Consider the following 26,806-nt stretch of genomic DNA (forward strand, 5'->3'; position numbering starts at 1 on the left):
TAGTTAGCTAACGAGCCGTGACCGTTTGTTTTCACTCATATGAAAATGCGTAGCCTGCTTATAAATTTCATCAATTTGATCATGGCTTTCAGCGGTAATACCTGCGCCATGCGACAAGGATACTTCTAAATAAACACCAATCTCAGCATAATAATACAAACGGGCGTTAAATGACTGCGCGCGCCGCATTTTATTAAAAGCAATCTGAGCACCGTTTACAAGAATGTGATTAATGTCTGTATTCATAATCTAAGTTAACTACATTAATGGTTGATGCCCTATTCTACCTTAACTTCAGTAGCTCTGACTGCTCATCTTTTAGTCTAAATCAATATTCTACCAATCATTTTTTTGAGTTATAATAATTCACTTTTGCAAGGCATAAATATGACAATCACATACGCAGAAGCTGTATCGGTTCACGAGCAGGCCGATTTATTAGTCAGTGGTGAAACCATAGCTGCGAGCATTGATACTATGGCAGCAGAAATTACTGCAACCTTGTCTAAAGAAATGCCTTTAGTGCTGTGTGTGTTAAATGGTGGCATGATTCCCATGGCGCAACTTTTGCTAAAGTTACAATTCCCTCTAGAAACAGATTATCTTCATGCGACACGCTATGGTAAAAAAACTGTTGGCACTAACCTCTCATGGCTGGCTCGTCCTAGCATAGACATTAATGGCCGCACGGTTCTAGTGGTGGATGACATCTATGACGAAGGCCATACTCTTGCGGCCATTTGCGAATATTTGAAAGAAGCAGGGGCCAAAAAGGTTTATGCTGCAGCCTTATTAAATAAAGTTCATGACCGCAAAGTAGATTACGTGCCAGATTTTATTGGCCTAGATGTAGAAGATCGTTTCGTTTATGGCTTTGGTATGGACTACCAAGGATACTTCCGCAACGTAGACGGTATTTACGCCGTTAAAGACATGTAGACATTTGTTTAAGAAAACAAAAAAGGCAGCCTAAGCTGCCTTTTTTGTGGATTCTTTTTAAGCCATTAGATGTTTAAAAAGTTTCTATCACAGCCTGGCCACTCAACGAACTCTCAAGTAACTTCATATCACCCTGCCCTTGTAGGCGAGTTAACGCTGTCATCAAGGCTAGACGCTGTATTTGTGTTTGTTCTTCAGGATCTGCATCAGTCACACTTTGTAACTGTATGATACTGACGTCACCACTGTAGCTAGGGGCAATTCCATAACTGACACCAGTCTCTGTGCGAGGCAAACGAAATGCAGATTGAACTAGCAAACTATTCACCAAGGTTGAACCTCGAACCACTTCATCAAACTGTTGCCAACTTAGCCCTTCTGTAGCTGCAACAGAGCTCATTACGGCGCCATTGTTTAGCTCTTCGACATAAGCGTTAGCCTTTTTTTCCAACGCTGTAGCGGCTTTCTGAGCCACAAGTAGCTTAGTAATATCTACCTTCACATCTCCAATAGGCTGTTGCGCAGGTTCATTGTGTTGGCTCACCCGAATCACCACCAATTTATCCGATGCAAGTTCAAGCACGCTAGAGTTGTTACCTTGTAACAACACGTCATCAGCAAAAGCAGCGTTAACCACACGGTCATTGCTAGCTATGCCATCACCACCTTGGCGACCAAATAATGAACTGGTTTCCACACTAAGGCCTAATGCGTCAGCCACTTCTAACAAATCTGGTGAGGAGAAGGCAATATCAGCCATTTCTTCACTCGCAGCAACGAATAGGCTTTCTGCCCCAGACTGCTTTAAGGCCAAGCTAAGAGCTTGCTTTTGTTGCTCGAAGGTTGGTTGATCTGCAGCATCTTGTGCGTGAGCATAAACGATTTGTACGCCAAACTCTGTGACGACAGGTGCACTATAAGTGCCCGACTGCAAGTCAAACAATACGGTGTCGAAGGCTTCACCAAACTCACCTTTTGCCAACAACCCAATATAGCCACCGTCAGACGAAGTACTATCGTCCTGTGAGTGCTGTTGAGCTACGCTGGCAAAGTCTTGGCCTTGTTCAAGCTGTGTGTGTGCGATTTTTGCTAAATCTAATGCTTGTTCTTCAGTCTGAGAATCATTAACCAAAAACAACATGTGCGAAGCTTCAGTTTCTGACTTCTCTGACGCCGCTTGTTGCCAGTCTAGGTACTCTTTTTTAAGGTCTTCGTCAGTCACTTCTACCTGATCATAAAAGTCACTCTTATTTAACGTAACAAAATTAATACTCAATTTCTCTGGCGTCATAAACCTTTGCTTGTTGTCTAAATAATAGGCATCAATCTCTTCTGCATCCATAGAAACACTTAGCATTTCTAATGCCAATGGCATGGTCAATACAGCAATATTACGAGTTTGCCCATCAAGACGAGCCACCAAGTCAGCATCATGGTCCAACGTAAACGCTGTACTAGCAATCGCTTGCTGAACCTGACCCATAAGATTGTCACGCTTAAGTTGTTGACGGTATGTTGTGGGAGTTAAACCAAAGTTTCGCAACAATGATTCAAATAGTTCTCTATTAAACTCGCCATCAACCTGAAAGTCTTTTGATTGGGTAATTATTTGATCAACAGCTGCATCGGATAGAACCAAGTCATTATTCTGTGTGTATTGAAGCATTACCGTGTCAGCAATAAGTCGCTGCAGCGCTGCAGCTTGAATAGCCTGTTGGTCGAGCGTCACAGGATCAATATCTGGATTGCTCGCTAGAATTTGTCGACGTTGGAACTCTGAAGATTGCAGCAACTCTTGCAAACTGATCTCTTCACCGTTTACTTCTGCAGGCGCACTATTGTCCGCTGAAATAGTCCATAGTGCGTCAGCTCCCCAAATTACAAAGGTAAAGGCAATAAGACTTACCAGAATTTTGGCGACGATACCTTTTGAATTGTCACGAATATTTTGTAGCATTGTGTTTGGCTTCTACAGCCTTGAAGGCTGCTTATTAGGATTCTACAAACAAAAAACGCATCCAAAGGAATGCGTTTTTTCGAAACTAAAGGGCGACTTTAAATAACACAAAGTATATCAGCCCATATAGCACACGACTCAGTCTTAATTGACTGCGTCTTTTAGCGCTTTACCAGCTTTGAAGCTAGGAATGTTAGCAGCAGCAATTTGAATTGCAGCACCAGTTTGTGGGTTACGACCTGTACGAGCTGCGCGAGCCTTTACAGAAAAGGTACCAAAACCCACTAAAGAAACAGATTCACCATCTTTAAGAGCGCCAGTGACCGCACTAATGACTGCGTCTAGAGCACGACCAGCACCGGCCTTTGAAAGATCAGCTTCCGCTGAGATGGCTTCAATCAGTTCAGATTTATTCACGTTAATCCCCTTATGTGTAAAATAGATGATCTGCTCCAGCAGATCTTTTTTTGTTATGGCGTATTATATTCAGCTCTAAAAAACCGAAGATCAATTTATACCAACTTGTTCAAAGTCTTGTCAAGCACGGCTTTGAATTAATTCAATGAAATAACTAATGTCTACTAATAGTATCGATAGTTGAGGCTTCTTTGAGATTGTCAACACTCAATTCACCTTCATTCACTACGATTGGAGTAGGTGAAAATTGCAATGCTAAATCTAGCACTTCGTCTATCCATTTAACAGGCTTTATGGATAAGTCTGCTTTTATATTATCAGGAATCTCTTTTAAGTCCCTTTCATTCTCTTCTGGAATTATAATTGTTTTAATGCCACCCCGGTGAGCAGCCAACAATTTTTCTTTTAATCCACCAATAGGCAGCACCTGCCCTCGCAAGGTAATCTCTCCAGTCATAGCTACATCTGCCCGCACAGGAATGCCCGTGAGAACTGAAACCAAGGCAGTACACATGCCAACACCTGCACTTGGACCATCTTTGGGTGTAGCGCCCTCTGGCACATGAATATGTATATCAGATTTTTCATGGAAGTCTGTCTTTATTCCCAACCCTGATGCGCGACCACGAACTACCGTTAAAGCCGCCTGGATAGATTCCTGCATAACATCACCAAGCGATCCAGTTTTCACTAAACGTCCCTTACCTGGCACAACGGCAGACTCAATGGTCAGAATATCACCACCTACTGACGTCCATGCCAAACCATTAACGTGGCCCACACGGTCATCTACATCTGCTTGACCAAAGCTATGTTTACGCACTCCAGAATAGGCTTCTAAATTACTAGAATCCACCTGTTGTGCGGGGCTATCTGTGGCTGTTTTATAACCTGCCATTAGGTGTTCTTTAACAACTTTTCGGCAAATTTTGGCAATCTCTCGTTCCAAGCTACGCACCCCTGCTTCGCGTGTGTAATAACGCACCAGATCAACAATAGCATCATCCTTTAATGCCAGTTCTGAAGGTGACAAGCCATTAGCAGCGAGTTGTTTAGGCAGTAGATAGCGCTTAGCAATACTTGATTTTTCATCTTCTGTGTATCCTGGAATACGAATCACTTCCATGCGGTCTCGTAAGGGCCCTGGGATATTCATAGTGTTAGCAGTACATACAAACATCACACTAGATAGATCGTAATCCACTTCTAAATAATGGTCGTTAAAGCTGTTATTTTGTTCTGGATCTAGCACTTCCAAGAGTGCAGAGGCTGGGTCACCCCGGCTATCCATACCCATTTTGTCGACTTCATCCAATAAGAATAATGGATTTGAGACCCCTACCTTAGACATTTTTTGAACTAGCTTGCCTGGTAAAGAACCAATATAGGTACGACGATGGCCACGAATCTCAGCCTCGTCTCTCACACCACCTAATGCCATACGTACATATTGACGACCAGTTGCACGGGCAATGGATTTTCCTAAGGACGTTTTACCCACACCTGGAGGACCAACCAAACAAAGAATTGAGCCTTTTACTTTTTTAACACGCTGTTGTACGGCTAAATATTCAAGGATACGCTCTTTTACTTCAGACAAACCATAATGATCTTCTTCCAACACCAATGAGGCCTTTGCCAAATCATGCTTGAGGCGGCTTTTCTTCTTCCAAGGGATAGTGACCATCCAATCAATGTAACTACGCACCACAGTGGCTTCTGCAGACATTGGTGGCATCATTTTAAGCTTGTTGAGCTCTGCTTGAGTTTTGTCTTTTGCTTCCTTTGACATACCAGCCGCATTAATCTTGTTCTGCAGCTCTTCTAAATCGTTAGGAGCGGCTTCATCAATATCGCCAAGTTCTTTGTGAATGGCTTTAATTTGCTCATTCAGGTAGTACTCGCGCTGGCTCTTTTCCATCTGTTTCTTGACCCGGCCACGAATACGCTTCTCTACCTTAACTAAATCAATCTCACCTTCCATTTGCCCCATCAGGTGCTCAAGACGCTGAGTAAGGTCACCCATTTCTAATAAAGCTTGCTTCTCTTCAAGTTTCAAATTCATTTGTGAGGCAATGGTGTCAGCTAAGCGACTAGGGTCTTCAATATTGGTGATAGAAGACATGACATCGTTAGATATTTTTTTACTCAGCTTCACATACTGTTCAAATTGGGACATTAGGGTATGAGTTAAGGCTTTGCGTTCTCCTTCTGGCGGCTCAGCATCATCTATCGTGTGAACCTTGGCACTAAAGAAGCCTGAGGTCTCATCTACTTCTTCTATAGCAACACGTTGCTCACCTTCAACCAAAACTTTCACCGTGCCATCAGGCAGTTTAAGCAGCTGCAAAATGCGCGCAGATGTACCCACTTCAAACAAATCTGTGATTTGAGGTTCATCTACAGTGGCACTTTTTTGGGCAACAACGACAATCGCCTTATCGGCGGCCATGGCATACTCTAATGCATCAATGGAATTCTGGCGTCCTACAAAAAGAGGAATCACCATATGTGGGTAAACCACAACATCACGCAATGGAATAAGAGGAAGAGTCTGAGTCATAAAAGATCCTATAGGCTAACTTCGCGATGGATTGCGAATGTTTAGTGTGCTTTATTAGATGCGGACAAGGGTCAGGAATACAAGCCTTGAACTAAAATGAGACCAAAAAAACCACCCGCAGATGGTTTTAGTTCACCACACTAGCAAGTATTACTCGTCTGACGCAGCGTGTTGAAGCTCAACGCTATCCAACACCACCAATGGTTCACTCTCACCAGTAATACTTTGTTCGTTAACCACAACCTTAACAGCGTTGGCTTGGTCGGGAAGCTCATACATGGTGGGTAGAAGCACAGACTCAAGGATAGAGCGTAAACCACGTGCGCCAGTCTTACGTTCCATAGCCTTTTGAGCCACAGCCTTAAGCGCTTCATCACGGAATTCAATTTCTACGTTTTCCATTTCAAACATTTTATGATACTGCTTGGTTAAGGAGTTTTTGGGTTCCGTCAAAATTTGAACTAGTGTTTCTTCGTCTAACTCCTCTAATGTGGCAATCATTGGGAGACGACCAACAAATTCAGGGATCAAACCAAACTTCACTAGATCCTCTGCTTCAACAGAGTGTAACAACTGACCTACGTTCTTACTGTCATCCTTGCTTTTAACCGTGGCTGAGAAACCAATACTGCTCTTTTCTGTACGATCACGAATCACTTGGTCTAAGCCCGCAAACGCACCACCACAGACAAATAGAATATTACTAGTATCGACCTGTAAGAACTCTTGTTGCGGATGTTTACGGCCACCTTGTGGCGGTACGGAAGCAACGGTGCCTTCAATAAGCTTTAACAAGGCCTGCTGTACTCCCTCACCCGAAACATCACGGGTAATAGAAGGGTTGTCTGACTTGCGAGAAATCTTATCAATTTCATCAATATAGACGATGCCACGTTGGGCTTTCTCAACATCATAATCACATTTTTGCAGCAGCTTTTGAATGATATTTTCTACGTCTTCACCCACGTAGCCAGCTTCAGTTAGTGTTGTTGCATCAGCAATAGTAAACGGCACATTTAACAAACGAGCTAAGGTTTCCGCTAATAGCGTCTTACCACTACCTGTTGGGCCTATGAGTAAAATATTACTCTTGCCTAACTCAACGTCGTCTTTGCCACCTACATAGTTCAAACGCTTGTAATGGTTGTAAACAGCTACAGCTAACACCATTTTTGCTCGTGGTTGGCCAATAACATACTCTTCTAAGGCCGCGCGAATTTCTTTAGGAGTTGGCAAATGATCTTCGGCTTCTGGTTGCTCTTGGTCCAAAATTTCTTCACGAATAATATCATTGCACAAGTCAACACATTCATCGCATATAAAAACCGACGGCCCAGCAATTAGTTTGCGCACATCGTTTTGGCTTTTACCACAAAAGGAACAGTAAAGTATCTTACCGCCGCCTTCTCCAGATCCGTCTTTGTCAATGCTCATATAATTACCAATGTTTGTAGCCCACTGAAGTTCGTGAGGCTAGTGTTAAATCTTTTCTATATCTATTATCGACTAACTTTGCGCATTATTTAGCTTTCAGTATAGTCACCCATTAATGGGATTTATGCTGGGCGCTTGTCTAGTACCGTATCAATAAGCCCATAGGCTACTGCTTGTGCACCTTCCATGAAGTTATCACGGTCAGTATCAGCAGCGATAGTGTTTAGTTTTTGACCAGTGTGTGACGCCATAATACGATTCAGCTTGTCACGAATATTTAGAATTTCTTTAGTATGAATTTCAATGTCCGTGGCTTGACCCTGATAACCACCCAAAGGCTGATGAATCATCATCCGCGAGTTCGGCAAACAAAAACGCTTACCCTCTGCACCACCAGTTAACAGTAAGGCACCCATACTGGCGGCTTGGCCGATACACATAGTGCTTACATCAGGTTTAATGAACTGCATGGTGTCGTAAATGGACATCCCCGCAGTCACAGAGCCACCAGGTGAGTTAATGTATAAGTGGATGTCTTTGTCTGGATTCTCTGCTTCTAAAAATAAAAGCTGAGCAACCACCAAGTTGGCCATATGATCTTCCACTTGGCCTACTAGGAAAATAACACGCTCTTTAAGAAGGCGCGAATAAATGTCGTAAGAACGCTCGCCACGAGAAGTTTGTTCAACAACCATGGGTACTAAAGCGCTTAGTTCAGGGCTTAACTGCCCCATTTGTGGAGGAAAAGAAAAACTCATTGTCGCTACAACTCCAATACATAAAAAATGTTACGAATCAGTATATAGTGGCGTATCTAACAAATGCCAAGCCCTAGACTAGTTAAAACACCAAATTAATTAATTAATATGCAAAAAAAACGGCATGAATTACAACAAAGTAACTCATACCGCTGATCTGTTCAAGCCCAATTAAGGCCAGAACAGACGGATAGAAGAATTAAACTTCTTCGCTTGGCCCTTCTTCATCACCCGTTACGTCTTTGCCTTCTGGCTCAACAGCTGTTTTGTAATCTACAGCAACTTCGGTGATGCTAGCAGCAGCCAATAAATGCTCAACAACTTGATCTTCCAATACAACACCTTCTAACTGGCTGCGCTGCTCGGGGTTGTTCATGTAGTAGTCAATGAACTCTTGTGGGTCTTGGTAGCCCTGAGCCATTTCTTGTACCAATGCCTTAACTTTATCTTCATCAGCTTTAAACTCATTCTGTTGAATGATTTCAGCAGCTAACAGGCCAATCTTAACACGCTTGTCAGCTTGGTCCTGGAACATTTCGTCTGGCAACATGCTAGGGTCTAGCTTTTCGTTGCCACCACCAAACTGTTGCAGCGCTTGCTGCTTCAAGCGTCCCAATTCTTCAGTAACCAATGCTTTTGGTACGTCAAAAGCATTTAGTTCAAGGTAAGCGTTTAACAAGTTATTTTTAAGTTTGGACTTAAGTGCTTGGTTCATCTCACGGCTCATGTTTGAGCTAATTTCTGCACGGAAACCGGCTTCGCCTTCTTCCTTTGGGTTAAAACGAGCAAAAAAATCGTCGTTTAATTCGGGCTTAGTCGCTTCGCTAACGGTGTTAACCTTAATGGTGAAAAGAGCTTCTTTACCAGCCAGTTCAGCAGCATTGTAATCTTTTGGGAAGGTTACAGTGATGTCTTTGTCTTGGCCAGCTTCCATGCCCAAAATACCGTCTTCAAATCCTGGAATCATACTGTTAGAACCAAGCACAAGGTCGTGACCCTGGGCTGCGCCGCCATCAAACGCTTCACCATCTAGGTAGCCTTCAAAGTCGATATTAATCTGGTCGGTATCTGCAGCTGCACGGAGAACTTCAGTCCACTGGGTTTGTTGGCTCAACAGAACATCGATCATCGTATCAACGTCAGCACCTTCAATACTAGAAGTCATACGCTCAACACTTACGCCGGAAGCATCTACCAAAACGATTTTTGGATACACTTCAACAATGGCAGTATAGATAAATTCACCTTCACCTGTGTCTTCCTCAGGCTCAATGTGGGGCATGCCTACTGGCTTAAGGTCTTCCTTCTGGATCGCTTCATAGAAGCTGGATTGGATTACATCACCCAATACGTCCTGACGGATGCTAGCACCATAACGCTTTTTAACGACCTTAGTAGGCACTTTACCCGGACGGAAACCATCAATACGGATAGTTTTAGCGGTTTCGTTGACCTTTTTTTCTACAGCACTATCAACTTGCTCAGCAGGTACTGTTATGGTTAATCGTCGTTCGATGCTTGTAGTCGCTTCAACTGAAACTTGCATTTAAATGCCTCATTAATTATCAAATGAACGGGCCTATACTCAGGCCGGCTCCACTAAAGTCTTACCTACTCAGCGCCTTTACAGACTATTACCAAAATTTTGGCGATTATAGGTGAAATTAAAAGACCGAATTTTCCGTATTTAATGACTAATAGTCAAGGCATAAGCATCAAAGGAAGGTTATTTTTGCCAAAAAAAACGCCTCTTTATAAGAGACGCTTCGTATTTAGCACCATAAAGGCGTTAAACAGGCCCTATAAGTTAGGCCACTAATTGAGCGACAACATCGGCCACAGCTGTTTCTGGAGGAACATAATCATAACCCAAAGCCTTAGCAACATGCTCATTAGTGACTTTACCAGCATGAACGTTTAGCCCAGCAAGAAAGTGTATATCTTGCTTCAAGGCTTGCTTCCAGCCTACATTAGCTAGCTTCAGAATATACGGCAAAGTGGCATTATTGAGCGCATAGGTGGATGTCATAGCAACACCACCTGGCATGTTGGCCACACAGTAATGTACCACTCCGTCTACAACGTAAGTTGGGGCTTCATGGGTAGTGGCCTTGGATGTTGCAAAACAACCACCTTGATCAATCGCTACATCTACCAACACCGAACCAGGCCTCATGGCTTTTACCATGGCTTCTGTGACCAACTTAGGCGCAGTCGCACCGGGAATCAATACGCCACCAATAACAAGGTCAGCATCTAGCACATACTCCTCGAGACTATCCTGGGTTGAGTAGACTGTTTTAACTGCACCGTTAAATTCTTTATCCAAACGTGCTAAAACTTGCGTAGAACGATCTAAAACCGTAACTTGGGCTCGAGCACCTAGGGCCATTTGAGCTGCATTTGAACCAACTACTCCACCACCAATAATAACCACCTTAGCTGGTGCTACGCCTGGTACACCACCAAGCAGCATGCCACGGCCACCTTGGGCTTTTTCCAGTACATGGGCACCAGCTTGAATGGACATGCGCCCAGCTACTTCAGACATAGGTGCCAATAATGGCAAACCACCTTGGGCGGAGGTAATGGTTTCGTATGCAATACAAGTTGCACCGGAGGCTACTAACTCAGCCGTTTGTGGTGCATCTGGAGCCAAGTGTAAGTAAGTGAAGAGCAACTGTTCCGGCCGCAACATAGCGCGCTCTGCAGTTTGAGGCTCCTTTACCTTAACAATCAACTCAGCACGGGCAAATACTTCCTTGGCGCTGGAAACAATTTCCGCACCAGCCGCAATGTAATCGTCATCACAAGAACCAATGCCGCTGCCGGCCAAGGTTTCAACAACTACGCTATGACCAGAGTGAATCACTTCTCGCACACTGGCTGGCGTCATGCCTACGCGATACTCATGGTTTTTGATCTCTTTAGGTACACCAATCAACATTGCACTGCCCTCATATTTAACGATAGCTTAGTTAGCGCCACAAATGTGACAATTGAATATAATGTTATTTTAATGCTGTTATTGAAGCATTATCTTGCTATATTGAGATAATTATCACGATTAATTAAATTTAATTACACAAAACAGGGAAATAATGCAACTTAATTCTACTGAAGACATAGAACTTGATCAGATTGATAAAAAAATCATTAATGCACTACAAAACAATGCGCGTTTAAGCAATGTAGAGCTGGCAGAACAAATTAATCTGTCGCCTTCTGCGTGTTTGAGGCGTACTAAGTTTCTGATGGACAAGGGTGTGTTTGATCGTTTTGTTGGTTTATTGAACCGAGAGTTGTTCCAAGTACAAGGCACGGCCTTCATCTTTATTAGCTTAGATAGACAAAGCGAAGCTGTGTTTGCAGAGTTTGAAATTGCTGTTGCTCAACTTGAGCAAGTTATGGAGTGTTACTTAATGGCAGGAGATAATGACTACATGCTTAAAGTAGTTTATACCGACGCCAAGGATTACGAAGAACTTTACTACAAAAAATTACTACGCTTGCCAGGCGTCGTTGGCACACAAACTCGTATGGCTCTGCGCCAAGTGCACAGTAACACCAACATCACCGTGACCTGATAAGTGAACTAAAGGAGCCTATCTTCAAAGGCATAGTCTGACATTACCTCACAACCCTTGGCGGTAACTCTAACTTGGGTCTCTAGCTTTACCCCTTCAACCTCATCTTCTGCACCAGAAAAGCTTTCTAAACACAAAACCATATTTTCGTGAACTACACCATCGTAACCATCACGATGCCAGTCTTCTTGATAATAAATTTTCGGATATTCATCACAGAGTCCTACACCGTGAACAACTGTGGGATAGCGTCGATTGCGATACTTGTCAGATCTGTTAAAGCTACCCTCAGACAGCTCTTGAAAACTCACTCCAGGTTTGATTAAGTGGATATTAAAATGAATTTCATCATACGCGTGTTGATAAGCTGATTTTTGCTGGCGCGTTGCTGGCTCATCACCACACAACCAAGTACGAGAAATATCGGCAATGTAGCCGTTGGGGCCAACCATATCTGTATCAAAGGCAACCAACTCCCCCGCACAAATTACTTTATTAGTGGCCTCTTGTAACCATGGATTAGTACGTTCGCCAGAAGCCAACATACGGCCATCCAACCAGCCACCCCCGTGGGCAATATTCACCTGGTGCAATATGGACCAGAGCTGGTTCTCCGTTACCCCAGGTTGTAACGCTTCTTGCATTTGTTTCATGCCATGTTGGGCAACGGCCACACTGCGTTGCATGCACAAGATCTCTTCTGCACACTTAATCAATTTAGCCTGTTCTACCAACACTTCCCCATCCACAATAGACAGACCTTTGGCCAGTATGGCTTGGTTAGTAATGGGTGAAAAACGATCCAACCCAATCTGCATCCCTGTTAAGCCATGCTCATTCATAAAGGCCTGAACATGGTCAGTGAATAGCTTACTTTGTCGATCCAAATCAAACCCACCATCAAATACAGTCACAAAAATGGGCCGCTGGTAATCTTCAACATGGGGGAAGTTACGGCCTGTGGCGCCAAACATGACTAACGGGCCATCAATTGGCACATACAGATAACACGAGGGTATATGGCTTTGGAACAGTTGATATTCATCAAAATCGATGACGTAACGCAAACTGATGGGATTATTGAGTATACAAAGGCCCACGTCAGCCTTTTTCATGGCTTGTCTCAAACGCCACAAACGATAAGTGTATAGGTTATTTTTTTGAACCTTAGTTAAAGTAAAATCTGGTAACATGTTAAACATACACACTAAACCTCAAAAACTGCAAGAGTAACCTTGGTATATAGTACCTCTCCACTAAGTTATCCGCATGCCATAGTGTCACAAAAACGATTCATCAACTAGACACTGACTTGCATTGTTCTGCTGCCAATACATTACCAATCATTGCAGTAACGCTTCAAACGTATCAAAATCAAACAACATACATATTCTTTTAAAAAGACTGGCCAATGCTTAACACGTCCTATCCAAATTACGACCCAACGCACGGGTATATGACTGAAAAAATCCAAAGGAAATACATTGACGCAGCAATAGAGAGCAAAATCCTCCCAGCAGAAGCTCACAGAATGGCAGAGATTGTTTCTCTATCAGCTTCTAATAACCTTTCGAAACCTATCCAGTTTTGGCAATTGTATTCTGTTTTGGGACCAAATAGCATCGTCAGTATAGTGCATGGTTTTTATAACAAGGTTTATCAGGACGAAACGTGGTTTCGTTCCATTTTTGCACGCATTGGCGATACTTCTCACCATGTAAAAACCCAGTCCTCAATGTGGCTAGACGTGATGGGTGGTGGTTTTAAATATCATGGTGCAGAATTTAGGTTGGATTTTCATCATCAGCATAATGCGTTTGAGATTATGAATGCAAAAGGGGCAGAGCGTTGGATGAAGCTTATGGTCGAGACCCTCGATGAATCGCAAGCATATATGGCTGGTGATCAACGTGTCCGGATAAGCATAAACACCTTCCTTTGCTATTTTATGGAGAAATATGCGACGGACTTTGGATTTAAACATGATGGTATATTTGGTCCCACTAATGCAGCAATTAAGCGGAAATTAAATTTTCTCAACATGACAGATGCCATAATTGAGGCGTTGCCAGAAGCTGAACTGCGTGAGGCTCTTGTTGGCAGGAGAGGAATGGATATTAGTGAGAACACTGATAGAAATGAACTGATTCAAAAAGCAAAGAGCTTGTAGGCATTATTAGTCTAGCCCCCTGCCCTATATCGTCATAACCTAGTCGATGTTCCTCAGTTTATAAGGCCCCAGGGTAATCCTTGTGACATACATACTAAACTGAGCCTCGTTACTATGAACTTCATATTGTTATTAATTAGTATTACTATGTTTGCCAATTGTTTTAATAAATTTGTTTAGGGAGTTTAGTCATGCGCGTACTTGTCTTTCAGCATGTTGATTGTGAACATCCAGGCTCTCTGAGGAAGTTTTTAGCTGAAGATGGCATCGAATGGGATGCGGTATATTTGCACCGTGGCGATAAAATCCCTAGCTTTGATAAGTATGATGCACTTTGGGTTATGGGTGGCCCAATGGATGTCTGGGATATTGAGGAAAATCCTTGGTTGGTTGCTGAAAAAGCCGCCATTAGGCATTGGGTTAAGGTGTTAGGGAAGCCATATTTAGGCCTATGTCTTGGGCACCAGTTACTTGCCGATGCACTTGGAGGGACTTGTGGGCCCCAGAAAACTCCTGAGATTGGTATGCTGCAGGTTGAACTAACTGTTGAAGGAAAGGCAGATTCACTTTTCAAAGGCACATCCCATAGACAGAAGTGCCTTCAGTGGCATTCAGTCAGAGTAGCACAAGCTCCTGAAAATGCGATTATTTTAGCTAAGTCAGATGTTTGCTCTATTCAGGCTATGAGGATCGGGTCTAATGCTTGGTCTATGCAATACCATGTTGAAATAGAGCCAGATACTGTAGACAACTGGGGCGCGATCCCTGCTTATGCAGAAGCGTTAGAAAACACCCTTGGCAAGGGTGCTCTATTGAGTCTTAAAGCAAATACTGATGAAAATATGATCCAATGCCTGAGCTGCGCTAGACAAATTTATGAAAACTTTATGCACGAAATAGCTTGATTAATCCCATATTTAGTTAGGCGCTCAGCTGTCTACTCATATTTGGTGGTATGAGGTTTAACTGTAGGGTGAATAAAAAGGGATTTTAAGCCCCAAAAGGTCCAGCTAGTCCAGCTGCAATAAACAAAATCATACTAAGCCCCATAAACACGTAGGCAACTTTGTTTAAATGTTTAATGGCAGACTCAGACAGCACCCCACGCGCCGATAACACTGAGACGGCTAGGGATAAAACTCCCCCAATTACTGCAAGCGTGACAACAGTTGAACGCTGCAGTAACAGTTCAAGCATGAACAAAAAAACTAATAGCCTGTTTAAATGACATCTTACAGTGTCCTCTCATTATCCTGCTCGTTTAGAGTAAGCGTCTAAGAAATCAGCTGCAGCCTTACTGCCTCCAGAGAACGACTTCATCGCTTCTTCATGCAATAAGGTCATTACTTCAGTTTTAATTTCATTAGCCCGTTCATTGTCTGCCATGTCTTCAATATTTCTTGGGCGCGGGATGTCAATTTCAATAACTGATCGAGTTGATGTTGGCAGGTTAGTCATAATTAATAATCGATCCGCCAGAAAAATAGCCTCATCTATGTCGGTTGTGACAAAGAAGTTAGTATTACGGTCTTCTTCATACAGAGCAGCATAATATTCCCACATCAATTCTTTAGACATATGGTCTAGCCCACGAAAAGGCTCGTCCAAGATCATTACTTCAGGTTTGTTAATCATTGCACGAGCTAGTTCAGCACGGCGTTGCATGCCACCTGATAACTGAGCTGGGTACTTATCCCTAAAGGCTTCGAGTCCAACTTTTTTAAGCAAAAACTCAGCTTGAGTCGCCGACGCATCTGCGTCTTCACCACGCGCACGTGGACCGTACATGACGTTATCCCAGGTTGTCATCCACGGGAATAAAGCCGATTCCTGAAACAACACTAAGCGATCTTTTCCAGGCCCATCTATTGGCCTACCACCAATAGTGATTGAACCTGATGTAGGTTGATCAAAACCAGCAATGAGCTGTATTAAAGAACTCTTGCCACAGCCAGAAGGACCAATCATTACCGTTAGCTTGCCACTTTCAATGGTAAAAGAGCAATCTTTGATAACTTCCTTCGCATATGGGCCTGCACCAAACGTCTTACTGACGTTTGTCGCAATAATTTCGTTACTTTTTTTAGTTGTTGACATACATAATTCCAGAATCTCAATTCAAGATTAAATAATATTTGACATGAGGTTTGCGATTAATTTTTTAAACTGATTAACGTGTTTTCAACCAAGGGGTAAAACGCCCACCTAGTTTTCTTAATAACTCGCTACTAATATAACCTGCGATGCCGATGCTGATCATGCCAACAATAATTTGCTCGTAAGAACCACCAACATAGGAACTCCAAATAAAGAAGCCAAGACCACCACTTGCGCCACCACCTGACCCTCCACCAGAAATCATTTCTGCTGCCACAACCACTTCCCAGGTAATACCCATTCCCACAGCTGAACCCACAACAATTGAGGGCAGCGTTGCAGGTAAGACTATACGTCTAAAGATATCCCACTGGCTGGCACCCATAGACTGAGCCGCCTGCAAATATTGACGGTTGATTGACCTAGCACCACCCAATACATTAATAACTATCGTATAGAAAGCGCCAAGAAACGTGACAAAGGCAATCGACATTTCTTGCGTAGGCCAAAATATGATCGACGCAGGCACCCAAGCAAGCGGCGGAATTGGCCGTAAAATCTCAAACGATGGGAAAGCTATGCCATAAAATGTTCTATTAATTGCCATATACAAACCAAGAGGAATGCCCACAATCATTGCCACTATAAAGCCAGTAAAAACTCGCAAAAAGCTCATATACCAACTCTGCCAGTAACTAGGCTCCACAATTAAGTTTGACCAACTTGTTAACACACTGCTAGGTGGTGGTATTAAGCCTATAAAGGGCACACGCCAGCCAATTAGATCTAAAGACCTCGCTCCGAATTCCCATATAGCAATAAAAATGACAATAGCTAACACGCCTCGAAAGGTAGCACGTGCTGAAAACTTACTTAAAACTTTATTAATATTCATTGTTTTAACCTTCTTTCTCACCAGCTTCAAAGGCCTTGCGAGCCTCTTCGTTAACCACGCCTTTGGCTTCATTCATGATTTCACGGAAGCGTGGGCTTGTGAGCACGCTATAATCTCGCGGATGTGGAATATCTACTTCAACAATCTTCTTTGGCTTGCACGGACGCGAAGACATAATAATTAATCTATGTCCAAGAAAAATGGCCTCTTCTAAATCATGGGTGATGAAGAAGATAGTAACTTTATTCTTATAATAAATTTCTAACAACGCTTCGTGCATAACCGATTTGGTCAACGAATCTAGCGCTCTATAAGGCTCATCAAACAACAATACCTTTGGCTCATTCATCAAGGCACGAACAATTTCTACACGGCGCCTTAGGCCGGATGAGACCTCACCTGGGTATGCATCCTCTGTTCCTTCCAAACCAGCATCAACCATCATTTTCCGAGCCTTCTCGTAAATTTCAGCTTTACTAAGTTTGCCCTCCATCATTGGGCCAAAGGCAATGTTTTCTAGGTTCGTTTTCCATGGGAATAGTGCACCATTTTGAAAAACTACGATCCGGTCTGAACCAGGTTCCGCCTTTTCTTGACCAGGGCCACATAAAATTTCACCATCTAAATATATATGCCCAGAAGTTAAACCATGAAAACCAGCAATAGTGTTAAGTAAAGTTGTTTTTCCACAGCCTGATGGGCCAACAATCATACATATTTCACCTGCAGGAATATCGATAGAGCAATGATCTACCGCCATCACTGCAGCTCCGTCAGGATCATAAACCTTAACTACATCTTCGATTCGAATCGCACCCGTGGTCGGCATTGAATCGTTTTTTTCTAAAGTACTCATTAATTAATCTCCACCCAGTGCAAGTTCACGCACTCTCCATTGCATCATGTAATCACCCGCTACACGCACTAACGCACTAGTTACGTAGCCAAATAATCCCAACGTAATCATGCCAATGATGATTTGTGAGTATTGGACCATTATGTATGCGGTATTTATTATATAGCCCAAGCCATATTGGCCAGAAACCATTTCTCCTGCCACCAGTGAGAACCAAGCCACACCGATAGAAATTTGCAGTCCAGTGAATATAAAAGGCATTGCGCCTGGGACTACAACGTGAACGAAAGTTTGCCAGCGGCTTGCACCTAAGCAATAGGCTGCCCTGCTGTACTCCTCATCAATAGATTCTACACCCAACATTGTATTCAAGGTTGTGGCGAAAAATGAAGCCAGGAAGGTGAGGAAGATAACGGGAGTCTCTGAGCCACTAAACATAATGATTGCTAATGGAACCCATGCGAGTACTGGAATTGGGCGCAACAGTTCAAATAGTGGGAAAATATATTCTCTTAGCTTTTGTGACCAGCCCAAAAATAGTCCTAGAGGGACTCCTAAGGCGGTTGCTAGGAAAAACGCATAGGCAATACGTCGAAGACTAATACCTATGTGCTTATAGTATTCGGGGGTATAAACAGACAGGCCGTAGTAAGGGTCCTTACTAAACCACTCTTCGATAACCTCTGTTAGTGCAGGCATGTCTTGAAAGCGGGGGAGCTTCCATACTTCTACTGAAAAATACCAAAATGAAAGAACAAAACCAAAACCGATAAACATTAAATACGGCTTTGGACTCTTTAACCATGATGAAATACGATACATCGTCAAGTTCATCGTCGCGTTAGATTGACTCATAGTGTCCAGCTCAAAATAAAAAGATTAATCCTTGAATGACCTAAGGAGTCTATTATCAGGGATAGTTACGAATCGAGGCGCTACTGTTCCATTAATATACAGTAAGTAACATTAGGGAATCTAGGGGGCACATCGAAGATCTGTGTTTAAAAATTAGCCCCACCAAAAATGGCGGGGCTAAGTTGGTAGCTATTAGCCCATAGCATTAGGCCTAGCATGTACTGCTTAATCGAGCAGGATTTAGCCAGGGTAAGCTGAATCGGGAAGCGCCATCATTTTACCAACAGGTGCAGTTAGGCCACGCTCTTTAAGAATGTCTTCCGTAAAGCTCGTCTCGATTGCATTGTCACGGAGAGTGTCAACCTTGATAGTCTTGATTGAGTGCAAAAACGTAGTCGCCGTAGTAATCAAAGCTAGCGCTTTTGGCGTAATAGCAAATGCCATCTCGTTACGAACATCTGTACCGCCTTGGGCTTTTGGAGTACTACCTACCATTGCCTTCCAGAGTACATATTCATCAAAGCCTGTAGTTTGAGCAGCGGCCATCTTAACAATAGCCATGTTGTTGGCTGGGTCAGACATAAACAGTTGAGCATCAAGCTCAGCGTTCAACCACGCTTTTACAACATCAGGACGCTGGTCAATCAAATCACCACGCATATCGATGAAGCCACCATCGTTCTCGTCTACTGACGCGCCCGTGGCAACCTTACGTGCTAAGCCTTCTTCAACAAGACGAGAAGCTGTTGGCTCCCAGATTGCTGCTGCATCAAGTTTTCCAGCACGAAATCCACTAGTAATAACTTCGATGTTTTGGTTCAGATACTCTGCAGGCTTGATGTTTTTCTTTTCAAACACAGCTAGAGCGAACCTATCAGTACAAGCACCTTTGGGTACAGCAACGGTTTTACCGTCCATCCATTGGATCGCTTCATCTGAGTTTGCAAACGCAGGAGCGTCAGTTCTAACCAGCATGTTATTACACTGGTCCATGGCTAAGCCCGCTGTTGCTACGATGCGCACATCTGCTACGCGTTCCTTGGTAGTTGCAACGATCGCAGGCATGTCACCCATGTATCCGATGTGTTGCTTACCAGCTAGCATGGCGTTTACGATAACACCGCCCGCCAAACCGATTTGGAATTCTACTGTTGAGCCTGCTGGCAAATACTTCTCATAGAATTTCATTCCCTTCATTACCACACCAGACCATGCTTCGGTGTAATAAGGCTGATAACCTACTACTAGGTCAATGGGATCACCCACATTACCGAAGTCAATTTCTGCAGCATGAACAGTAGATACTGCGCCTGCTGATAAACCGAATACCAGCGCGGCTGTAGTAAGTTTCTGTTGAATATTGCGAATCTGTTTCCTCATGATCACACTCCAAATTAGTTTATTTTTTTTCTATTTGTAAAGTAATATCAATCCGATACAAAACTGCAGCGCACCAGACCGTTCCTATTTTTTAAACCATTGGCTGTTATTTGTAAATACATTCAATTCAATTAAGCGATTGATAAAGACTATCATAAAAGTCGGAATTAAATACAATAGGTTCGCTAATAGATAAACAGCCTGATTTCTGCCGTTTTTAAGACTGGATTTATATTTTTAAATAGTACCAATTAATATTGAATTTTTTTAAGAAAATATTAATCTCACACTAGCATATGAATTTGCCAGAAACTGTAAGGTTATTTAGATATCACTAATGGATAGTTCATAGTAGATACTTAATTCTAGTAGAATTACCAATATAGACGATTCAGACAAGCATCTAATCAGCAACCGTCCTTAATTCAACTAAACAAGCGCAGGAACGGCTTGCTGGTATAAACACACAAAAACAGTCTGAGCTATGTCTAGTTAAATTTATCGTAGCGTATCTTGTCTGCAGGAACTTTAGATTCAAGGATTAGAGGCCTAATTAATGCGTCTACCATCGGGGCTGGACCAGCTAGATAGTGCATTGTATTCCCACCGCCTTCCAATACGGCTGGCAACGCATGCTCGTGAACCATACCCTGTAAGTAATTAAGGCCATCATTACCACTGAGTTGCTCACTTGTGGGTGGCTCGTTAGAGAAAGCGATGTTAATAGAGACTCTATCTGGAAATTGAGCCTTCACTGCTCTTAACCTTTCGGCAAAGAAAAAATCAGCGGGAGTGCGAACACCGAAATACAGGGCCACGTTGTGGTGTTTAAAGTGATTAACCTGTCGTCCATGCTCCAGAATTGACATTAAGCCTGCTATACCAGACCCACCTGCAATCATAAAAAGATCATGAGATTCGTCTGGATGGAATGTAGCTCGGCCTAATGGACCAAATAAGTCTATCTGCTCGTTAGAGCGATCTGAATCGAACATCCATTTTGATAATGCACCACTTGGGTTTTGCTTAATAATGAATTCAAGCGTGTTCGTCCCAGTTGAGTAATTCACCATTGAATAGGCTCTAAACCCATTTACTCCAGGGACCTGTAAAACAAAAAATTGGCCAGCATGAAATGAAAGATCAGCGGGTAGCTCAACTTCAAAACGCAGAACATCTGAAGTCAGCATATCGTACTGGGTGATTAACCCCACATGATGGTCTGGATTTATATCGTCGTCACGAAATACCGCAATCTTTGTGGGCACGCTTAAACTACAATCAGACTGTGCGCTGCATTGGCACATCAGTATTTCTCGTTTGGCAGCTTTAAAACGTTCTTTGCCTGGGGCCTCTGGCCAACCTTCGTCAACGTCACCTTGGTCGACTCGTGCTTTGCAAGAACCGCAGGTTCCCGTTGCGCATTCAAATGGCAAAGGCACTCCAGCTCTCAAACCAGCGTAGAGTAGCTTCTCCCCAGCATTGGCCTCAAACTGATAGGTTTGAGACTTCTTTTCTATCTCGATCAACATAGCTTAACTCCGGTCAACAGTCCCTATCGTAAACGGGGCTCACAATTACGTCAGATTAGTATTAGAAAAGGTGATGAACTGTTTGAATACTAGTCATCGTCATCAAAATCGTATTCAAGTTCTTCATCAATAAAGACCATAATCTGTCCATCTACCTCTTTTGTCTTGTAGATGAGCAGAGGCTTTTCAGCAGGCCCCATCGGTTCGCCAGTTTTCATGTCCCATTGCCATAAATGTCGGTCGCAAGTCATTACGTTATTCGCGCAAATACCTGACCCTTCTAAATATTGTTCCATATGCGGGCACACTGGCGGATATGCTCTAAAGCCATCACCAACATTAGCTAAAATAATTTCAATACCATCGATGGTGCATTCTTTTAGTTTGTCTTGCTTAACGTCACTCGCGGGACAAGCTGTTTTCCAGCTCATAATTATACTTCCTGCTTATAGTAAATATTAGATTGGCCAGTGTGTGCCTTTATCTAGGCGACGTGTGTCTAGGCGAACTTCACGATCTTCAAATTTTATACTGTCACCTTCAATAACAAACACGTCGTTATATCTACCGACTAAAAAAACACTCGTTGTTCCAGCATCAACGTGCGAATTTATACCATCAAGTTGCGTCTGATGCACCGTAAGTGAGCTAATTGCCGTAGCCGACTTGCCATCCTTGGCCACTTCCACTCTGTATACAGTGCAATGGCGCCTGAGTGGAGACTGGTCACTATTATGCTTAGCTAGCATACTGGTAATCGACTCCATGTACTCTTTATCACCACCGTGATACTTGATGTCAGTCTGTACTTCAGGACTAAACGCTCTAATGGCATAGTTGAAGTTCTCTGAGCAGTTATCGTGCCAAGCTTCCCATTGGTGGTCATCTAAGTGAATGCAGGTATTGTAGATGAGTTCTCTTATTTGTTCTTTTAATTCGTGGTTACTCACAGCCATGACGGCCTCCAAAAACCTATTGTAATTGTAAAAAACTAGCAGGCTTAATGATTATTGGCCTGCCAGTACGCTCCAGCGAGTTCTTTACTGCGCCGCAGCCGCAGCTCGTTGTGCCTCTTGTTCCTTAAACACAGGATATGGTTTGAACTTCTCATCCGGATTACTTGGAGAACGGTCTAATAATTTGCCCCACTCCTCATAGTAATGGCGCATGCCATTTTCGTCGTGAATGGTTTCATTCTCATGACGGCCATGGAGGATTTTACGGCTCTCTGCCATGGGATGCATCGAAGCACCCTGACCCGTTACTGCTAATAAATCTTCGTGCAAGTTACGTCCGAATGGCCCCCAGATCGAGTTATGATGGTCGATACGTGTTTGACGATCTTTTTTAGAATCACTGGCCAAACCTAGGCCACGAAACTCAATCATTACCGAATTTGGGCCCAGTGGTGTCATTAAGTCACAGCGCAAGGCTGAGCCCCGTAGGTTGAAGTTCACACCAGGAAACATGTCAATCATGTACCAATGGTTAGGTGGAAGATGTGGGAAGGATAACTCCTCCCGAGAATGCGAACCTTCGTAATTATCGTACTGCACCTCAAAGCTACCCACGTTGATATGACCGCCGTCAAAACCACTGTTTTTGCGTGCAAAGTAAGCGTCGTTAAAACCAGTGATGCGATTATGATAATGCAGGTAGTCATGATAAAACTCACAGTTGGTGTCATGCCATAGCTTGTAGTTACAAGGGATGATCGCTTTGTGATAGTGAAATACCTCCAATGGTTCTTCGTTTAGAGAAGGAGCTAGCACATCAAGTGAACCGGCAGCAAATTCTTCAACTGTCATCCCAATGTCATCATTGAGGCTGACCCAAACGAAGCCACCAAAATACACTTCACACTTTAGTTCACGTAAACCAACCTGAGACTCACTTAATCGATCTTGGTAGCCTTCTTCTTTACGTGAGATGTTGACGCACTTACCTTTCATATCGAAACTCCATGCATGGAACATGCATGTCATTGTCTTAGGAGTACCGGAAGGCGTTCCGCGCTTATAGTTACCAGCAGGACGTCGCTCGATCATGTTGCCACGATGGGGGCATACGTTTAAAAACGCTCGTACAACCATATCTTTCCCACGAACCACGATAACGGGCTCGCGCGCGATGGTCATGGTGCGAAAAGAATAGGCTTCTTTAAGCTCAGATTCATGACAAACTGGGATCCAAGTCTTGCTCCATATTTTACTTAGTTCGTCTTCGAAAATCTCTTCGTCTGAGTAAATTTTGCTATCGACCCACTCGCCTTTTTGCAAGTCGGGAACAGCATTCCATTGTGCATGAGTTCTTGATGACATGATATGTCTCCTCAATATGTTAAGTATTTTCGGTTGGATGCGTCTGCTACTTAGCGGCATCTATCTCAGCTAGTTTTGTTTCCCACTTCATTTCTTTGGCGAACTTAGCGACCTCTTGGTCGTTCATATAGACCGTGTGCTCTGGACCAGGGTAGACGCGTGATTTAACTTCATCACGATACTGGGTAAACACGTTTTCCATAATAGGAATAAGATCTGTGTAGATTTTGGAGTGACGTGGAGTGTGCTCTTCGTATAAGTGGAACAGGTCAGATGTAATAATATGCACACCATGTGCCCTATTTCCTGCACCTAAGCTAATTACAGGAACATCCAATATTTCAGTTAAGTATTCACAAACCTCTTGGCTGGTTACTTCACACATAATTGAAAAACAACCTGCGTCAACCATGGCCAGAGCATCATCTATTAATTCTTTGGCGCGGTCAGAGGTTTTGCCTTGCGCAAAGAAGCCGCCCAACTGAGGCATACGCATTGGTGTAACTCCAATGTGCCCTTGGACAGGGATACCTGCTTTAACAATCGCTTCAATGTTTTTAGCGTGATGTTGGTTACCCTCACACTTCATAACCTCAGCATTAGCACGAGATACGAATTTACCTGCGTTCTCTACCGCTTGCTCAGGAGAAACGTGAAAACTCCAATATGGCATGTCAACCATGCGCAAACCATACTTACTACCACGGTCTACCGCTTGTGACATCATCATCACTTCTTCAAAACTAACAGTTACAGTTGACTCGTGACCAAACAAAACCATGCCTCCAGTATCAGAGACACATAAAATATCAATACCTAGACGGTCAGCAATTACGGCGCTACGATAATCATAGATGGCCATCTGCACGATACCTTCGCCTTCCTGCATTTTCTTTTGTAGGCCTCTAATGGTGATTTTCTTTCTCGGTGCTGATAAGTCTGTCATGGAGTTCTCCTGCTAATTAATTGATTTTTATACAAGGCACTTTATTAGTGTGCTTTTAACTTGAAGCAATCATAGGCAATGCACGTAAAAAGAGTCAAACAGATAGTTTTTATCGAGTGATAGCTTTTGCCTAAAGGTAGGCACTTTCAATAAGGAGGGCACTAGACTTCTGATGAAAATATTAGCAGCCAATGTTTTCTAAAGCACTTAACCTAGAAGACGCACTAGCATCATGACTCCACCCCAATTAGTAGACACGCCACTAATTTCTTTAGGCTATCCACAGGCATATGGTGCACGAATTTGGCCCCTACCAAAGTGCCGCCCACCATGGTTAACGCGAGTACAAAAGCAAGATTTATATCAACATGGCCATGCAAAAAATTACCTAAAGTCGCTGATGCAGAAATAGGAATCTGAATCACCTGAGACAAACCAATGGCAATTAATACAGGCACTTTAAACCATATTAGTATAGGAATTAATAGCAGTGGTCCCCCTGTGCCACTCAATGCCGAACCAATTCCCGCAACCAACCCAATTGCTAATAGAGGCGTGTTTTTTTCAGTTTCCTCAGTAGATTGTTGGACTGCCGTTTTGCGGAGTAATGCGTGGGCCCCAGAGGCCAGTATTAAGGTAGCGATGAAAACCTCAAGTATATCCGCTCGAAAGTATGGCAGAAAAAAGGCTCCGATGTAGGCACCAGGGAGGGCCCCCAGGCAAACTTTCTTTGCCATTGACCAATTAATAGTCCCGTGGCGCGCGTATATAAATGCCCCAACTGATCCTGTAACCATGTAACTGAGCATGCACGCAGGAATGGCTGAATGTAAGGGAATACCACCCAGAAATTTAAGCGCAGGAACCAATAAAACACCCCCAATCCCGACACTACCAATCAGGATGCCAACAAAGAACACGACAGATGTTAACAACGGCGGTAAGAACATAAGAGGTATCATTGAAGGTTATAATACTAATGGGTTTTATGGTTTGAATTAAAACTATAGCACAGGACATTGGCACCTTGTACTCTGTCAGTGATAGACTCTGTAACGACTAATTACGATTTCTTAAGTTTTATCAATGACGCTTAACTAGCTTTATATACAAATCAAGAGGTTATACGTGTTTCTAAGACAATTCCAATATCTCGTTGCGCTAGAGCAAGAACAGCACTTTGGCCGCGCGGCTGAAAAGTGCCATGTATCTCAGCCCAGCTTGTCTAGCGCCATCAAAAGCCTAGAGAAAGAGCTAGGCATCCCATTAATTCTTCGCAAGCAAAAATTCGAAGGCTTCACCGAAGAAGGAAAGCGCGTAGTTACGTGGGCTAAACGCTTGTTAGCTGACAGATCGGCAATGGTGGAAGAGCTTAGCATCATGAGGAGTGATCTGAACGGACGTTTGCGCATAGGTGCGACCCCATTTAGCTCCCCCTTATTTCCAACTGTGAGCCAACTTTTTCAAAAACGTTATCCGTCTGTTCAATTGGACATTCAGTTCATAGGGACCGACCGATTACTCCAGGGCTTAACCAACTTTGAAATAGACATTGGAGTCACTGACTTAGACAACCCTGCGCTAGACCCTTTCGTCACCATGGAGTTATACGAAGAACCATTGTATTTGCTTCTTCCAGATAACGATTGGCTAGATGATAGTCCTACTATTTCTTGGTCTGATGCTTGCAAGTTACCGCTTTGCTTACTGTCTAAATCAATGCGGGAAAGGCAAATAATGGACGAAGCTTTTGAACAAGCAGGTGTGCGATGTAAGCCTATTTTAGAGTCAAATTCCATTTTTCAATTGGCTTTTCATGCAATGGCAGGTGACCTTGCCACTATCGTTCCCAAGCGCTTTGCTCATCTGCCAAACACCAAACAGAAATTACTTGAATCACCTACTGTTTCACAAACATTAGGATTGGTATGGGTGCACGGCAACCCTGTATTACCAATGACTAAAGCAACCTCTGCACTTATGCGAGAAGCACTTGATGCTGGCGCATTTGAAAATTTCAGCTTTGTAGGAACAGAATAATTTTAAAGTGCTGGCCCTAATCAATACAAGCAATATTGAACATTGTTAGTGGATATCTG

The 26,806-nt window shown here is 43.2% G+C and carries 26 protein-coding genes; 5 read left to right on the forward strand and 21 right to left on the reverse strand.

Annotated elements, in window-relative coordinates; genetic code table 11:
• Window positions 1-3: 3 nt before the first annotated feature.
• Window positions 4-246, reverse strand: coding sequence for an excinuclease ABC subunit C (locus ABXT70_RS07155; protein ID WP_443639806.1), 243 nt, complete (start codon window positions 244-246; stop codon window positions 4-6).
• Between the two features lie 141 nt (window positions 247-387).
• On the opposite strand from ABXT70_RS07155, the gene ABXT70_RS07160 reads away from it, so the two are divergent.
• Window positions 388-939, forward strand: a complete 552-nt coding sequence (locus ABXT70_RS07160) for a hypoxanthine-guanine phosphoribosyltransferase (protein ID WP_443639807.1) — start codon at window positions 388-390, stop codon at window positions 937-939.
• A gap of 73 nt (window positions 940-1,012) precedes the next feature.
• Here the strand turns inward: ABXT70_RS07160 and ABXT70_RS07165 are convergent, their stop codons facing one another.
• The 7 genes from ABXT70_RS07165 to ald all read right to left on the reverse strand — a co-directional run bounded on the left by ABXT70_RS07165 (window position 1,013) and on the right by ald (window position 11,015).
• A complete protein-coding gene (locus tag ABXT70_RS07165; protein ID WP_443639808.1) occupies window positions 1,013-2,896 on the reverse strand; it encodes a SurA N-terminal domain-containing protein in 1,884 nt (627 codons plus the stop codon).
• 144 nt (window positions 2,897-3,040) lie between these two features.
• Window positions 3,041-3,313: an HU family DNA-binding protein gene (locus tag ABXT70_RS07170; protein WP_443639809.1), complete on the reverse strand. Its 273-nt coding sequence runs from the start codon at window positions 3,311-3,313 to the stop codon at window positions 3,041-3,043.
• Window positions 3,314-3,467: 154 nt separating this feature from the next.
• The gene (gene lon / locus ABXT70_RS07175; RefSeq protein ID WP_443639810.1) at window positions 3,468-5,876 is read right to left on the reverse strand and encodes an endopeptidase La; all 2,409 of its coding nucleotides are present in this window, start codon (window positions 5,874-5,876) and stop codon (window positions 3,468-3,470) included.
• 150 nt (window positions 5,877-6,026) lie between these two features.
• Window positions 6,027-7,310, reverse strand: a complete 1,284-nt coding sequence (clpX, locus tag ABXT70_RS07180; RefSeq protein WP_443639811.1) for an ATP-dependent Clp protease ATP-binding subunit ClpX — start codon at window positions 7,308-7,310, stop codon at window positions 6,027-6,029.
• Between the two features lie 122 nt (window positions 7,311-7,432).
• Window positions 7,433-8,044: an ATP-dependent Clp endopeptidase proteolytic subunit ClpP gene (gene clpP, locus ABXT70_RS07185; protein ID WP_443642498.1), complete on the reverse strand. Its 612-nt coding sequence runs from the start codon at window positions 8,042-8,044 to the stop codon at window positions 7,433-7,435.
• Window positions 8,045-8,267: 223 nt separating this feature from the next.
• A complete protein-coding gene (gene tig, locus ABXT70_RS07190; RefSeq protein WP_443639812.1) occupies window positions 8,268-9,614 on the reverse strand; it encodes a trigger factor in 1,347 nt (448 codons plus the stop codon).
• Between the two features lie 261 nt (window positions 9,615-9,875).
• Window positions 9,876-11,015, reverse strand: a complete 1,140-nt coding sequence (gene ald, locus ABXT70_RS07195) for an alanine dehydrogenase (protein ID WP_443639813.1) — start codon at window positions 11,013-11,015, stop codon at window positions 9,876-9,878.
• Window positions 11,016-11,169: 154 nt separating this feature from the next.
• Here ald and ABXT70_RS07200 point away from each other — a divergent pair, with 154 nt between their 5' ends.
• Window positions 11,170-11,655 (forward strand): Lrp/AsnC family transcriptional regulator, encoded by a 486-nt coding sequence (locus tag ABXT70_RS07200; RefSeq protein ID WP_443639814.1) that lies wholly within the window; start codon window positions 11,170-11,172, stop codon window positions 11,653-11,655.
• An 8-nt stretch (window positions 11,656-11,663) separates the two neighbouring features.
• Here ABXT70_RS07200 and ABXT70_RS07205 read toward each other — a convergent pair whose 3' ends face one another.
• A complete protein-coding gene (locus ABXT70_RS07205; protein WP_443639815.1) occupies window positions 11,664-12,857 on the reverse strand; it encodes a M24 family metallopeptidase in 1,194 nt (397 codons plus the stop codon).
• A gap of 254 nt (window positions 12,858-13,111) precedes the next feature.
• Between ABXT70_RS07205 and ABXT70_RS07210 the strand changes: the two genes are divergently transcribed.
• Together ABXT70_RS07210 and ABXT70_RS07215 are read left to right on the forward strand one after the other, a co-directional pair.
• Window positions 13,112-13,825 (forward strand): globin domain-containing protein, encoded by a 714-nt coding sequence (locus tag ABXT70_RS07210; protein WP_443639816.1) that lies wholly within the window; start codon window positions 13,112-13,114, stop codon window positions 13,823-13,825.
• Window positions 13,826-14,016: 191 nt separating this feature from the next.
• Entirely contained in the window at window positions 14,017-14,730 is a 714-nt protein-coding gene (locus tag ABXT70_RS07215; protein ID WP_443639817.1) for a type 1 glutamine amidotransferase, read from the forward strand.
• A gap of 85 nt (window positions 14,731-14,815) precedes the next feature.
• Here the strand turns inward: ABXT70_RS07215 and ABXT70_RS07220 are convergent, their stop codons facing one another.
• The 12 genes from ABXT70_RS07220 to ABXT70_RS07275 form a co-directional block, all read right to left on the reverse strand.
• A complete protein-coding gene (locus ABXT70_RS07220; RefSeq protein WP_443639818.1) occupies window positions 14,816-15,022 on the reverse strand; it encodes a hypothetical protein in 207 nt (68 codons plus the stop codon).
• A gap of 51 nt (window positions 15,023-15,073) precedes the next feature.
• Entirely contained in the window at window positions 15,074-15,922 is an 849-nt protein-coding gene (locus tag ABXT70_RS07225) for an ABC transporter ATP-binding protein (RefSeq protein ID WP_443639819.1), read from the reverse strand.
• A gap of 73 nt (window positions 15,923-15,995) precedes the next feature.
• Entirely contained in the window at window positions 15,996-16,817 is an 822-nt protein-coding gene (locus ABXT70_RS07230; RefSeq protein WP_443639820.1) for an ABC transporter permease, read from the reverse strand.
• A gap of 4 nt (window positions 16,818-16,821) precedes the next feature.
• Complete coding sequence (locus ABXT70_RS07235) at window positions 16,822-17,673, reverse strand: ABC transporter ATP-binding protein (RefSeq protein ID WP_443639821.1); 852 nt, start codon at window positions 17,671-17,673, stop codon at window positions 16,822-16,824.
• 3 nt (window positions 17,674-17,676) lie between these two features.
• Window positions 17,677-18,528 (reverse strand): ABC transporter permease, encoded by an 852-nt coding sequence (locus tag ABXT70_RS07240; protein WP_443639822.1) that lies wholly within the window; start codon window positions 18,526-18,528, stop codon window positions 17,677-17,679.
• A gap of 240 nt (window positions 18,529-18,768) precedes the next feature.
• The gene (locus ABXT70_RS07245; protein ID WP_443639823.1) at window positions 18,769-19,908 is read right to left on the reverse strand and encodes an ABC transporter substrate-binding protein; all 1,140 of its coding nucleotides are present in this window, start codon (window positions 19,906-19,908) and stop codon (window positions 18,769-18,771) included.
• A gap of 488 nt (window positions 19,909-20,396) precedes the next feature.
• Window positions 20,397-21,440 carry a 2Fe-2S iron-sulfur cluster binding domain-containing protein gene (locus ABXT70_RS07250; protein WP_443639824.1) on the reverse strand — a complete coding sequence of 348 codons (1,044 nt, stop codon included), beginning with the start codon at window positions 21,438-21,440 and terminating at the stop codon, window positions 20,397-20,399.
• 89 nt (window positions 21,441-21,529) lie between these two features.
• Window positions 21,530-21,871 carry a Rieske 2Fe-2S domain-containing protein gene (locus ABXT70_RS07255; RefSeq protein WP_443639825.1) on the reverse strand — a complete coding sequence of 114 codons (342 nt, stop codon included), beginning with the start codon at window positions 21,869-21,871 and terminating at the stop codon, window positions 21,530-21,532.
• A 27-nt stretch (window positions 21,872-21,898) separates the two neighbouring features.
• Window positions 21,899-22,396 (reverse strand): nuclear transport factor 2 family protein, encoded by a 498-nt coding sequence (locus ABXT70_RS07260; protein WP_443639826.1) that lies wholly within the window; start codon window positions 22,394-22,396, stop codon window positions 21,899-21,901.
• Between the two features lie 84 nt (window positions 22,397-22,480).
• Window positions 22,481-23,761, reverse strand: a complete 1,281-nt coding sequence (locus ABXT70_RS07265; RefSeq protein WP_443639827.1) for an aromatic ring-hydroxylating oxygenase subunit alpha — start codon at window positions 23,759-23,761, stop codon at window positions 22,481-22,483.
• Window positions 23,762-23,807: 46 nt separating this feature from the next.
• Window positions 23,808-24,707, reverse strand: coding sequence for a 3-methyl-2-oxobutanoate hydroxymethyltransferase (panB, locus tag ABXT70_RS07270; RefSeq protein ID WP_443639828.1), 900 nt, complete (start codon window positions 24,705-24,707; stop codon window positions 23,808-23,810).
• 230 nt (window positions 24,708-24,937) lie between these two features.
• Window positions 24,938-25,669: a sulfite exporter TauE/SafE family protein gene (locus ABXT70_RS07275; protein ID WP_443639829.1), complete on the reverse strand. Its 732-nt coding sequence runs from the start codon at window positions 25,667-25,669 to the stop codon at window positions 24,938-24,940.
• A 166-nt stretch (window positions 25,670-25,835) separates the two neighbouring features.
• Here ABXT70_RS07275 and ABXT70_RS07280 point away from each other — a divergent pair, with 166 nt between their 5' ends.
• Window positions 25,836-26,747 carry a LysR family transcriptional regulator gene (locus ABXT70_RS07280; protein ID WP_443639830.1) on the forward strand — a complete coding sequence of 304 codons (912 nt, stop codon included), beginning with the start codon at window positions 25,836-25,838 and terminating at the stop codon, window positions 26,745-26,747.
• Window positions 26,748-26,806: the final 59 nt, after the last annotated feature.

The sequence above is a fragment of the Candidatus Njordibacter sp. Uisw_039 genome (assembly GCF_047730075.1).
In the GTDB taxonomy this organism is placed as follows: Bacteria; Pseudomonadota; Gammaproteobacteria; order Pseudomonadales; family Balneatricaceae; genus Njordibacter.